Genomic DNA, 11,643 nt, shown 5'->3' on the forward strand with positions numbered 1-11,643 from the left:
CGTATGCGTTGACGAATGTGACGTTGCCGTATGCGGTGGCGTTGGCGGACAAGGGGTGGGTGCGGGCGTGTCGTGAGGATCGGTCGTTGGCGTTGGGGCTCAATACTCATGGTGGTGAGTTGACCTACGCGCCGGTTGGTGAGGCGCATGGCATCGCGGCTGTGTCCCTGGACGACGTACTGGCCTGACGGTGGTCGCCACGGTGGGGTCCGACGGCTCGCCACCTGCTCCCACGAGTACGACGCTGGGCCGGGCGGTGCGCTCCTACCTGGACCACCTCTCGGTCGAGCGGGGTCTGGCCGACAACACCTTGACGTCCTACCGACGCGACCTGCGCCGCTACCTGGAACACCTGGCCGCGCAGGGCGTGGACTCGTGGGACGACGTCAGCGAGGCGACGGTGGCGGACTTCCTGATGCGGTTGCGAGAAGGGAGTGCCGAGCACCCGCCCTTGTCCTCGACCTCGGCGGCCCGGACCGTGGTCGCCGTACGCGGCTTCCACAAGTTCGCCGTTCGAGACGGTCTGACCACACGGGATCCGGCCAGTGGCGTCAAGCCACCGACACCGGCCAAGCGGCTGCCGAAGGCCCTGCCGCTGAGTGAGGTCGAAGCGATCCTGGAGGCGGCCGGGAGCCCGGGAACCACGCTGGCGCTGCGGGATCGGGCCCTGCTGGAAGTGCTCTACGGGACCGGTGCGCGGATCTCGGAGGCCGTGGGGCTCGACGTCGACGACCTCGACCTCGAGGAGGGGACCGTCCTCCTGCGAGGCAAGGGGGGCAAGGAGCGCCTGGTCCCGGTCGGCTCCTTCGCCCGCGAAGCTGTCACGACCTATCTCGTCCGGGCGCGTCCTGACCTGGTGGCGGCCGGCAAGGGCACCCCGGCGATGTTCCTCAACGCACGTGGAGGTCGCCTCTCGCGCCAGAGTGCCTGGTCGGTGCTGGTCAAGGCCGCCGACCGAGCCGACGTCACCGCGGACGTCTCACCACACACCTTGCGGCACTCCTTCGCGACCCACCTGCTCGACGGTGGGGCCGATGTCCGCGTCGTCCAGGAGTTGCTGGGACATGCCAGCGTCACCACGACGCAGGTCTACACCCTGGTGACGGTCGACAATCTGCGCGAGGTGTTCGCCACCTCGCACCCTCGTGCCCGCGAGTGAGTGCCCCACCGCTCCTATGCTGGGGACGTGCCCGTCGACCTCGCCCTTCTTGACGGCGTTCGATGGCTGTCCGGGCCGCTGCCAGGGGACCGTCCGGCGGCCCTGCTGGCAGCACTGGTCCTGCACCCGACGGGCCTCGGGGATGCGGCCCTGGCCGAGCTGGTCTGGGGGGATGACCCGCCGGCCCACCCGACCAAGGCGCTGCAGGTCCTGGTGTCGCGGCTGCGCACCACCTGTGGCCACGACCTGCTCAGGCGCTACGAAGGGGGGTATCGGCTCGGGTTGGAGCGTGAGCAGGTGGATGCCTGGCTGCTCGACGACCTGACCCGGAGCTCCGCGCAGGCCCTCGGCGATGACGACCCCCAGCGTGCGGTGCTCCGGGCGGACGAGGCGCTCACCCTGGTCGTGGCAGACGACGCGGACCCCACGAGTCCGCTCGCCGAACTGCGTGCCCGGGCGCGTCAGACCGTCGCCCGTGCCCAGACCACCCTGGCGCTCGCCCTGGGAGCCTCCGGGCAGGACGACCGGGCCCTGCCGCTGCTGGAGGACGCGCAGGCCCGCCATCCGGCCGATGAGCGTCTCCTGGCCGCCCTGCTGCGGTCCGAGTCGCGATCCGTGGGCGCTGCTGCCGCGCTGGCACGCTTCGAGTCCTATCGCTCCGGCCTGCGCGAGCGGCTGGGCACCGACCCGGGTCCGGAACTGCAGCGAGTGCACCGCCAGTTGCTGGCCGCCGACGACCCGGTGCGCACCGGCGTGCACTTCGACGGCACCGAGCTGCTCGGCCGGGCCGACGAACTGGGTCAGCTCCAGGGCCTCGTGCGCACCGGACGAGTGACCTCGATCGTCGGCCCTGGCGGCCTGGGCAAGACCCGGATCGCCCATGTCCTGGCCAGGGACGCCGAGCAGCCACGGGTCCACTTCGTCGAGCTCGTCGGCGTCACCTCGCCCGACGACGTGGTCGCAGAGGTGGGGGCAGCTCTGGGAGTGAGGGACTCGGTCGCAGGGCGCCGTACGCTCACGCCCGCGCAGCGAGCGGATGTCCGGGGCCGGTTGGCGCAGCAGCTCGACGCTGCGCCGACCCTGCTCATCCTCGACAACTGCGAGCACGTGGTGGAGGCCGTCGCCAGCCTCGTCGCGTTCCTCGTCGTCACCACCCGGGAGCTGCACGTGGTCACCACCACGCGCTCACCCCTGAACATCGCGGCGGAACGGGTGTTCGTGCTGGGTGCGCTCGCCACCGCTGACGGCGTCGACCTCTTCCGGCGCCGGGCACAGGCGGCACGGGCCGACGTCGTGCTCGAGGACGCCGTGGTGGCGGGGATCGTGGCCCGGCTCGACGGGCTGCCGCTGGCCATCGAGCTCGCTGCCGCGAGGGTCAGGGCGATGTCGGTGGAGGAGATCGCCGAAAGACTGGCCGACCGGTTCGCGCTGCTGCGTGGCCGGGACCGCACGGCCCCCGATCGCCACCAGACCCTCCTCGCGGTCATCGACTGGTCCTGGAACCTGCTGGGTGAAGCGGACCGACGAGCCCTGCGATGGCTCTCGGTCTTCCAGGACGGGTTCACACTGGCCGCCGCCGGCAGCCTGCTCGGCCCCCCGGCGCTCTCGGCCGTTGAGTCTCTCGCGGACCAGTCCCTGCTCGGTGTGAAGGAGCACCAGGGCCGCATGCGCTACCGGATGCTGGAGACGGTCCGTGAGTTCGGGCGCCTGCACCTCGACGAGGCGGGCGATCGCGCAGAGGCCCTGGCCGCGCAGCGCGCGTGGGCCCTCGAGCTGAGCACCCGCCTGACCGCCCGGATGTACGGTCCCGATCAGGTCGAGGCGGTGGACGAGCTGCGGGCGGAGGAGATCAACCTTGCCGACGTCGTACGCCGTGCCCTGACGGCGGCGGACCCGGCGACCGTGGTGGTGCTGATGGGGGCGCTGGGCAGCTATTGGGCGATCACCGGCAACCACGCCAGGTTGATCGTGCTGGTGGACGCCGCCGAATCGACCCTCCGGGACTGGGCGCCGCCGGCAGAGCTGCTGGAGGCCACCCGCCTGACGTTGGCGCTGTTGCTGAGCAACGCGGGCCTGGCATTCGGTCGAGGCATCGGCGAGCTCGGCGAGATGCTGCGTCGGCTCGGGCCGGGGGAGCAACCGGGGGTGGTGATCGCCCACACCCTTCTCATCGATGGGCTGGAGGGGTTCCCCGGCCTCTCGGTCCTGGATCCGCTGCTCGCTCATCCGGATCGCCGGGTGCGGTTGACCGCTCTGCAGTGGGCCTGCCTGCTGGCCGAGAACCAGGGCGACCCCGACGCCGCGAGCGAGTTCGCCCAGCGGGGGATCGACCTGTGGCGCGAGTCGGACGGACCCTGGCAGCGGGCGAACCTGCAGACCCAGCTGTCGGGTCTGGCCATGCAGATGGGTCGCCACGCGGAAGGTGCCGCCCACAGCCGGGCCGCCCTCCCGGTGATGGAGCGGCTGCACGCGGAGGACGATGCGCTGCAGATGCGGTCCCACCTGGTCATCGCCGCCCTCGCCGAAGGGCGACTCGACGATGCCGAGCGGGCCGTCGACGAGCAGCTGGCCATCGAGGCGCCCACCCCCGAGCTGGGAGGCCAACTCGTGGTCAACGCCTGCCGGGCCGAGATCGCGTTCGCGCGCGGGCGGGCCCTGGAGGGGCTGGCCCTCTACGACGAGGCCATCATCGGGATGCGCGGACTGCGGTTCCCGGGAGTGGAGCCCACCGGGCTGGAGCCATGGATCATCGTCGCCGAGGCGGTGGCGCTGGCGGCGTACGCCCGACACGGCGAGGGGGACGACGGCGCGCACCTGCGGGAGCTGCTGCTGAGCCAATGTGCGCAGCTGCTGCGTGATCGCCGCGCGTTCGTCGACTACCCGGTCACCGGCCTGCTGCTGGTCTCGCTGGCCGCCTGGGGACTGATGCGCGGCACTCCCGGTCCCGATGACTCCGTCCGGCTGCTGGTGCTGGGGGAGCGGTTCGCCTACAACCGCACCCTGCCCAGCGTGTGGTGGGAGAACTTCGCGCCCAGCGCTGAGCAGGCCCGGCCCGGGCTGATCGCCGCTCTCCGCGAGGAGTACGGCGAGCGCCGCGGGCCGGACCTGCTCGAGGAGGCGTTGGCGCTGGTGGAGCGTCTCAGCTGATCACAGATGGCGCTTGTAGCTGCGCACCGACAAGGGGGCGAAGACGGCGACCACGAGGGCGCAGCCGAGCAGGGCCCAGCCGACCTCGTGGGTGACCGTGCCGGTGTTGGCCAGGTCGCGCACTGCTGACACCACGTGCGACACCGGGTTGAACCGGACGAAGGCGGCCAGCCAGTCGGGAAGGCTGTCGGGCGACACGAACGCGTTGGACACGAAGGTGAGGGGGAACATCACCATCATGGAGATGCCCTGGACGCTCTGGGCGCTCGTGGCGATGGTGCCGACCCAGGTGAACACCCAGGCCAGGGACCAGCCGGCAACGACTGCCACCATGATGGCGGCCATGACACCCAGCACGCCTCCCGCGGGACGGTAGCCCAGGGCGAAGCCGGTGGCGAACGTCAGGCTGCTGGCGATCAGGTAGCGGACCAGATCGGCCACCATGGGCCCGGCCAGTGGTGCGATCCGGGCGATCGGGAGCACCTTGAACCGATCGAACACTCCCTTGTCCATGTCCTCGCGCAGCTGGATGCCGGTGGCCATGCAGGCGGTCAGGGTGGTCTGGGCGATGATGCCCGGAATCAGGATCGGGAGGTAGTCGCTGACGCTGCCGGCGATGGCACCGCCGAACACGAAGGCGAACATGGCGGTGAACAGCAGGGGCTGCACCGTGACGTCGAAGAACACCTCTGGGTTGCGGCGCATCTTGACGGTGGCGCGCCAGGCCATGGTGAAGGTCTGGCTGATGGTCTGGCGGATGCCGACCCGCGTCGGCAGCGCGCTGACGTCGGGGATCGGGCTGAGCCGGTCACGGGACCCGGCTGGATCGTGCGCTTGGCCGGGGGCGGGTGTCTGGGTCTGGGTGGTCATCGGGTCAGCTCCAGTTCTGAGGTCGGGTCCTGGACGTCGGGTCGGGGGCTGCTGGAGGCGCCGGTGTCGTGGCCGCTGTCGTGGCCGGTTTCGTGGCCGGTCAGGGCAAGGAAGACCTCGTCGAGGCTCGGGCGCGTGACCGAGACCTCGTCGATGACGATGCCTCGCTCACGCAGTGCGATCAGGACGTCGGCGGCCTGGTCCGCCCGCTGGAGGGGCACACTCAGCCGGTTGGAGCCAGGGGTCGGGACCGGGGTCTCGTGCAGCACCCGGTGCGCCAGATCGCTGGCGATGGCGAGGTCTCCGGCGCTGGCCAGGCCGAGGTGCAGCGACGAGCTGCCGATGGACGCCTTGAGCTGGTCGGGCGTCCCCTCAGCCACCTTCCGGCCGTGGTCGATGACCGCGATCCGGTCGGCCAGCTGGTCGGCCTCGTCGAGGTACTGCGTGGTCAGGAGCACGGTGCAACCGTCGGTCACGAGGCCGCGGATGGTGTCCCACATCTGCGCACGGGTGCGTGGGTCGAGCCCGGTCGTGGGCTCGTCGAGGAAGATCAACGGCGGTCGGGTGATGAGGCTGGCGGCGAGGTCGAGCCGCCGGCGCATCCCGCCGGAGAACTGGCTGATCGGCTTGTCGGCCGCGCCCTCCAGCCCGAACTGGTCGAGCAGTTCGAGCGCCGTCGTAGCAGCCGTCTGACGGCTCACCCCCTGCAGCCGGGCGAAGAGCCGGAGGTTCTCGCTCGCGGTCAGGTTCTCATCGACCGAGGCGTACTGCCCGGTGACACCGAGCAGCTGGCGCACGACGTGGGGCTGGCGGCGTACGTCGACGCCGAAGATCTCCGCGTGGCCGGAGTCGATGGGGAGCAGGGTGGCGAGCATCTTCAGCATCGTCGTCTTGCCGGCACCGTTGGGCCCGAGGACTCCGAAGACCTCGCCGCGGCGGACCTCGAGGTCGATCCCGTCGACGGCGCGCTGTTCGCCGAACGTCTTGACCAGGGCCTCGGCGTGTACGGCGGGCTGGTCGGTGTGGTGTGTGGACATGTCATCAGCGTGGGGTCACGCAGTTTCACGGCGGCTTCACCGCTGCTTCGCCAGGTTTCATGACCGGTCGGGATGCCCCGTCACCACCAGATTCATCCACAGGAAAGTGCACAGGCAGGGTCGTGCCTGTGCACTCACGGCGGGATCGAGTGCACATTCCATCAACAGATTTGGCAGGCTCCGGTGCACTGACCGGTTTCGTCTTGTCGGCGTGACACGGCCTGCCTAGAGTCACCCGAGGCGAGAAGTCGTTCTGTCGACAAAACACCCCACCCCAAGGGTCTTCGCTGTCGGTGCTGTCAGGCAGGATGTGGAGGTAGACCCATGAGTGGAGTCAACGGTTTCGATGGGCGGTTCCCCGGTCACCCGGGCTCGTCGGCGCCGGAGATGCCTCCGCTCGTCAGCCCACCCAGCCCGCCGGAGGTTGAAAACCGCGTGACTGAGCCTGTGCCCTTCGATCGTGCCGTGACGGCGGCCGAGGTCGAGATCGGCCCGACCGGTCGTCCCATGCCGGTGATCCCCGAGCCCCAGCCCTACGTGCGGCGTGAGCGGGCCCGGGTCATCTCCCTGTGCAACCAGAAGGGCGGGGTGGGCAAGACCACGACGACCATCAATCTGGGTGCGGCGCTGGCCGAATACGGTCGCAAGGTGTTGTTGGTCGACTTCGACCCACAGGGATCGCTGTCGGTCGGCCTGGGCCTCAACCCCCACGAGATCGACCTGACCGTCTACAACCTGCTGATGCAGCGCGAGGTCGGCCTGGAGGACGTGATCGTCCCGTCGGGAGTGCCCGGCATGGACCTGCTGCCGTCCAACATCGACTTGTCGGCGGCCGAGGTGCAACTGGTGCACGAGGTCGCCCGTGAGCAGACCCTGCAGCGGGTGCTCGGCCCTGCGATCGAGCAGTACGACGTCATCCTGATCGACTGCCAGCCCTCGCTCGGTCTGTTGACCGTCAACGCCCTGACTGCCTCCGACGGCGTCATCGTCCCCTTGGAGTGTGAGTACTTCGCCCTGCGCGGGGTGGCCCTGCTCAAGACCACGATCGACAAGGTGCAGGAGCGACTGAACCCGAAGCTGGTCGTCGACGGCGTGCTCGGCACGATGTTCGACGGGCGCACCCTGCACAGTCGCGAGGTGATGGACCGGCTCGTCCAGGCCTGGGGCGACACCGTCTTCCACACCGTGATCCGCCGCACGGTCAAGTTCTCCGACTCCACCGTGGTCGGGGAGCCGATCACGACCTACGCGTCGTCCTCCGCGGGCGCCGACGCCTACCGCCAGCTCGCACGAGAGGTGTTGGACCGGTGCCTCGACGGGTGAGCCTGCCAGCGGCCGATGACCTGTTCCGTCCCACTGCGGATCCCGGCCAGGATCCCGCGGGCGCTCGACACTCGCCGGTGCGAGCCGTCCCCGCGACGGAGACCTCCGAGGGCCCGGCGAGTGCCAAGCCCGCTGGCCGCCGCTCCAGTGGGCGGGTGCGGCACGACGAGAAGATGACGGTCTACGTCACCTCCTCGGAGCTGCACGACCTGGAGCATGCCCGACTGGTGCTGCGCTCGACCCACGGCTTGGCGGTCGACCGGGGCCGCCTGGTGCGTGAGGCGCTCGCCCTGGTCCTGGCCGACTTCGAGGCGCACGGCGAGGACAGCGTGATCGTGCGGCGGCTCAACCAGGCATGACCACGCAGATGACCGGCCAGGCCAAGGCGCAGGGTCCGGGCTCTGCGGGTGAGACCGCCGACACCCCGGCGGCGCCGGGCTTCGAGGTGCGGCTCGACAACTTCGAAGGTCCGTTCGACCTTCTGCTGAGCCTGATCGCCAAGCACAAGCTCGACATCACCGAGGTGTCCCTGTCCAAGGTGACCGACGAGTTCATCGTCCACGTCAAGGCCCTCGGCGCGGTCTGGGACCTCGAACAGACGACGTCCTTCCTGTTGGTGGCCTCGACACTGCTCGACCTCAAGGCGGCCCGGCTGCTGCCCCAGGGCGACGTCGAGGATGAGGAGGACCTGGCTCTGCTCGAGGCCCGCGACCTCCTGTTCGCGCGTCTGCTGCAATACCGTGCCTTCAAGCTCGTGGCCGGTGTCCTGTCGGAACGGCTCACGGGTGAAGCCCGACGCCACCCGCGGGCGGTCGGGCTCGAGGAGCGGTTCGCCAGCCTGCTGCCGGAGGTCCTGATCGGCATCGGCCTGGAGCAGTTCGCGGCCCTGGCCGCGCGGGCCATGGAGCCCAAGCCGGTCCTGGAGGTGTCGCTCCAGCACATCCACGCCGCCAAGGTGTCGGTGCGGGAGCAGGCGGCGATCGTGGTCGACCGGCTGCGCCGCAGCGGCACCATGACCTTCCGCGCCCTGTGCGGGGACTCCCCGGACACGCTGACCACCGTGGCCCGCTTCCTGTCATTGCTGGAGCTGTTCCGCGAGGGTGTGGTGTCCTTCGACCAGGTCACGCCGCTGGGCGAGCTCACGGTGCGCTGGACAGGCGAGGACGACGCCGAGATCGAGATCAACGACGAGTTCGACGGCACCATCGCGGGCACTGAGCCTGAGCAGCCGTCCGAGGAAGAGGAATCGTGAACGACCGTCCCGAAGAGTCGATCGACGACACAGTGAGCGTCACCGAGGACGGCGGGGACACGCTGGCGGTCGCGGTGGCCGACCTGCGGCCGGCCCTCGAGGCCGTCCTGATGGTCGCCGACCAGCCGCTGGACCACGTCACGCTGGCCTCCGCGGTGGGCTACCCGGCCGAGGAGGTGGCGCTGGCGCTCGACGGGCTTGCCAGGGACTACACCGAGCAGGGCCGGGGCTTCGAGCTGCGCAACGTCGCCGGTGGCTGGCGTTTCTACACCCGCGAGGAGTACGCCGCCGTCGTGGAGGCCTTCATCCTCGACGGCCAGCAGGCGCGGCTGACCAACGCGGCCCTGGAGACCTTGGCGGTCGTCGCCTACAAGCAGCCGGTCTCGCGCCAGCGGGTCTCGGCGATCCGTGGTGTCAACGTGGACGGGGTGATGCGCACGCTGCTGAGTCGTGGACTGGTCGAGGAGGCCGGGTTCGACGGGGACTCCGGAGCGCACCTCTACCGGACCACCACCTACTTCCTGGAACGCATCGGGGTCACCTCCATCGACGACCTGCCCGAGCTGGCGCCGTACCTCCCGGACATGGACGACATGGAGGACGAGCTGGCGGGCATGATCGGCGGACCGGTCCCCGCCGATCCAGGTCCGTCCGCACCGAACGAGCCCGAGCATCGCGAAGCGAGTGCCCCGTGAGCATCGAGGTCGATGACGACGGCCAGATCCGGCTGCAGAAGCTGCTGGCCCAGTCGGGCATCGCCTCGCGCCGCAAGTGCGAGGAGATCATGCTCGCCGGACTGGTCGAGGTGGACGGGGAGATCGTCACGCGACTGGGCACCAAGGTGGATCCGACCGTCGCCGTGATCCGGGTCAGCGGGAAGCGTCTGCCACCCATCTCGCCGCACGTCTACCTGGTGCTCAACAAGCCACGCGGCGTGGTGTCGACGATGTCGGACCCGGAGGGTCGGCGGACCCTGCAGGATCTCGTGGCCGACCGCCCCGAGCGGTTGTTCCACGTCGGCCGGCTCGACACCGACACAGCAGGTCTGATCCTGCTGACCAATGACGGCGATTTCGCCCACCGGATGGCGCATCCCTCCTTCGAGGTGGACAAGACCTACGTCGCCGAGGTCGACGGTGAGGTGAGCAAGGCCACCGTTGCAAAGGTGCTCTCCGGCGTGACGCTCGAGGACGGGCCGGTGACGGTCACCAAGTTCAAGGTGGTGGGTGAGCATGGCGACCGCACCATCGTCGAGCTGGTCATCCACGAGGGGCGCAACCGGATCGTGCGCCGGCTGTTGGACCATGTCGGACACCCGGTGCGACGACTCACCCGCACCAGGTTCGGACCGGTCAACCTCGTGGGGATCCGCACCGGCGAGCTGCGCGACCTGACCACCGACGAACTGGGCACGCTGCTGGACAGCGTCGCCCTGTGAGTCAGGCCGCCGCGTCGTCCTCGGGCAGGCACAGCGGGCACAGCCCGGACTCGTCGGCCAGGTGGGTCTCGCAGCCGCGGCACCACAGGACCGACGACCGTTGCTGGGTCATCGTGCGATGCACTCGCAGGTTGTCTCGCAGGCGCGCGTAGCGATCGGACCTGTCCATATGGACAGGATGAGCCCTACCCGGTCGGACTGCCAAGGAGATCGGTCACACCGCCCCGTTCTGCTGCGCGCCGTGGGCTGGGCGGGCGCGAACGCCGAGCCCGACGTGACGGCTACCCTGTGCCCGGACGGTTCGAGCCCCAGACGGCGACAGGAGGCACACGGTGAGTGACCTGACCGGTCCCATCCATGTCGTGGGCGCGGGGCTCCTCGGTGCCTCGATCGGGTTGGCCTGCCGACGGGCAGGGCTCGAGGTGCTGCTGTCCGACCGCAATCCCGACCACGTCCGCACGGCCTCCGGGCTCGGCGCCGGCACTCCGTACGCCGGCCAGCCAGCCCAGCTCGTCGTGGTGGCGGTGCCGCCGGACCAGCTCGCCGCCGAGATCAGCGCCGCCCTCGCGACCGGGGCGGTCGTGACCGACGTGGGCAGCGTGAAGTCGCAACCCCTGACCCAGGCGACGGGGGAGCTGAGCAACTACGTCGGTGGCCACCCGATGGCGGGTTCGGAACGATCCGGTCCGCTCGCGGCAAGCGCCGGACTCTTCGACGGTCGCCCGTGGGCGATCACACCGCACGCCGGTTCCACCGAGGTCGCCACCGACCTGGTCACCGAGCTGGTGGTGCTGTGCGGCGCTGTACCGGTGCGCCTGACGCCTGAGGAGCACGACCGCGCGGTCGCCCGGACCTCGCACCTGCCCCATCTCCTGGCCGCCCTCGTGGCGGGTCGCCTCGCCGACGCTCCCGTCGATCATCTCGCCCTCTCCGGACAGGGAGTGCGCGATGTCACGCGCATCGCCGGCGGTGATCCGGAGCTGTGGCAGCAGATCGTCACCGCCAACGCCGTCGCGGTGCTCGAGCTCCTGGGTGAGGTGCGCGGACAGTTGGACGTGCTCATCGACGCGGTCGGCTCGGGTTCGCGCGAGGATCTCGTGGCCGTGCTCGAGCACGGGGTGTCCGGGACCCGGGCCATCCCTGGCAAGCACGGTGGCCCCCTCACCCCGATGCGATCGGTGTTCGTGTCGGTTCCCGACCACCCGGGCGAGCTCGCCCGGCTGTTCTTCGACGCCGGGGCGAGTGAGGTCAACATCGAGGACATCCACATCGACCACGACCCCGGCCGCCCCGTCGGACTGGTGGAGCTGCTGGTCGCCGAGTCGCGGGCCGAGCACCTCCTGGCCTCTCTCGAAGCCAAGGGATGGGCAGTTCACCGGTAGTCTGCCCTGTGCAGAATTCCCCCATCACGAGAGCA

General features: G+C 70.0%; 11 protein-coding genes and 1 pseudogene. 9 read left to right on the plus strand and 3 right to left on the minus strand.

All coding sequences use genetic code 11. The annotated features are described in order from the left end of the window. From AB7I40_RS16870 to AB7I40_RS16880, 3 genes and pseudogenes are all read left to right on the plus strand, one after another. Nucleotides 1–188 (plus strand): annotated as a pseudogene (locus AB7I40_RS16870) (alanine dehydrogenase); the annotation flags it as partial. 56 nt (nucleotides 189–244) lie between these two features. Then, nucleotides 245–1,159, plus strand: coding sequence for a site-specific tyrosine recombinase XerD (xerD, locus tag AB7I40_RS16875; protein ID WP_428344656.1), 915 nt, complete (start codon nucleotides 245–247; stop codon nucleotides 1,157–1,159). A 27-nt stretch (nucleotides 1,160–1,186) separates the two neighbouring features. Then, entirely contained in the window at nucleotides 1,187–4,306 is a 3,120-nt protein-coding gene (locus tag AB7I40_RS16880) for an ATP-binding protein (RefSeq protein WP_428344301.1), read from the plus strand. On the opposite strand, the gene AB7I40_RS16885 is transcribed toward AB7I40_RS16880, so the two are convergent. Beyond that, nucleotides 4,307–5,176, minus strand: coding sequence for an ABC transporter permease (locus tag AB7I40_RS16885; protein ID WP_428344302.1), 870 nt, complete (start codon nucleotides 5,174–5,176; stop codon nucleotides 4,307–4,309). Continuing rightward, complete coding sequence (locus tag AB7I40_RS16890) at nucleotides 5,173–6,213, minus strand: ATP-binding cassette domain-containing protein (protein ID WP_428344303.1); 1,041 nt, start codon at nucleotides 6,211–6,213, stop codon at nucleotides 5,173–5,175. Before AB7I40_RS16890 ends, AB7I40_RS16885 begins: the two co-directional genes overlap by 4 nt. Before the next feature lie 387 nt (nucleotides 6,214–6,600). Between AB7I40_RS16890 and AB7I40_RS16895 the strand changes: the two genes are divergently transcribed. The 5 genes from AB7I40_RS16895 to AB7I40_RS16915 all read left to right on the plus strand — a co-directional run bounded on the left by AB7I40_RS16895 (nucleotide 6,601) and on the right by AB7I40_RS16915 (nucleotide 10,226). Next, nucleotides 6,601–7,536, plus strand: coding sequence for a ParA family protein (locus AB7I40_RS16895; RefSeq protein ID WP_428344657.1), 936 nt, complete (start codon nucleotides 6,601–6,603; stop codon nucleotides 7,534–7,536). After that, on the plus strand, nucleotides 7,521–7,895 hold the full coding sequence (locus tag AB7I40_RS16900) for a hypothetical protein (RefSeq protein WP_428344304.1): 375 nt from the start codon (nucleotides 7,521–7,523) through the stop codon (nucleotides 7,893–7,895). Before AB7I40_RS16895 ends, AB7I40_RS16900 begins: the two co-directional genes overlap by 16 nt. Next, nucleotides 7,892–8,788, plus strand: a complete 897-nt coding sequence (locus tag AB7I40_RS16905) for a segregation and condensation protein A (RefSeq protein ID WP_428344305.1) — start codon at nucleotides 7,892–7,894, stop codon at nucleotides 8,786–8,788. Before AB7I40_RS16900 ends, AB7I40_RS16905 begins: the two co-directional genes overlap by 4 nt. Nucleotides 8,789–8,898: 110 nt before the next feature. Then, nucleotides 8,899–9,483 (plus strand): SMC-Scp complex subunit ScpB, encoded by a 585-nt coding sequence (gene scpB, locus AB7I40_RS16910; protein WP_428344658.1) that lies wholly within the window; start codon nucleotides 8,899–8,901, stop codon nucleotides 9,481–9,483. Beyond that, the gene (locus tag AB7I40_RS16915; RefSeq protein WP_428344306.1) at nucleotides 9,480–10,226 is read left to right on the plus strand and encodes a pseudouridine synthase; all 747 of its coding nucleotides are present in this window, start codon (nucleotides 9,480–9,482) and stop codon (nucleotides 10,224–10,226) included. Before scpB ends, AB7I40_RS16915 begins: the two co-directional genes overlap by 4 nt. 1 nt (nucleotide 10,227) lies before the next feature. Here AB7I40_RS16915 and AB7I40_RS16920 read toward each other — a convergent pair whose 3' ends face one another. Beyond that, nucleotides 10,228–10,395 (minus strand): hypothetical protein, encoded by a 168-nt coding sequence (locus AB7I40_RS16920; protein ID WP_428344307.1) that lies wholly within the window; start codon nucleotides 10,393–10,395, stop codon nucleotides 10,228–10,230. A gap of 163 nt (nucleotides 10,396–10,558) precedes the next feature. Between AB7I40_RS16920 and AB7I40_RS16925 the strand changes: the two genes are divergently transcribed. Beyond that, the gene (locus AB7I40_RS16925) at nucleotides 10,559–11,608 is read left to right on the plus strand and encodes a prephenate dehydrogenase (protein ID WP_428344308.1); all 1,050 of its coding nucleotides are present in this window, start codon (nucleotides 10,559–10,561) and stop codon (nucleotides 11,606–11,608) included. The last annotated feature ends 35 nt before the right edge of the window (nucleotides 11,609–11,643 follow it).

The organism is Nocardioides sp., assembly GCF_050246775.1.
Lineage (GTDB): Bacteria > Actinomycetota > Actinomycetes > Propionibacteriales > Nocardioidaceae > Nocardioides.

Excerpts from the sequence above, each read along its gene's own strand:
- AB7I40_RS16890 (WP_428344303.1), bottom strand. The coding sequence starts at position 6,213 with ATGTCCACACACCACACCGACCAGCCCGCCGTACACGCCGAGGCCCTG.
- AB7I40_RS16895 (WP_428344657.1), top strand. The coding sequence starts at position 6,601 with ATGCCTCCGCTCGTCAGCCCACCCAGCCCGCCGGAGGTTGAAAACCGC.
- AB7I40_RS16920 (WP_428344307.1), bottom strand. The coding sequence starts at position 10,395 with ATGGACAGGTCCGATCGCTACGCGCGCCTGCGAGACAACCTGCGAGTG.
- AB7I40_RS16885 (WP_428344302.1), bottom strand. The coding sequence starts at position 5,176 with ATGACCACCCAGACCCAGACACCCGCCCCCGGCCAAGCGCACGATCCA.
- scpB (WP_428344658.1), top strand. The coding sequence starts at position 8,899 with ATGGTCGCCGACCAGCCGCTGGACCACGTCACGCTGGCCTCCGCGGTG.
- AB7I40_RS16905 (WP_428344305.1), top strand. The coding sequence starts at position 7,892 with ATGACCACGCAGATGACCGGCCAGGCCAAGGCGCAGGGTCCGGGCTCT.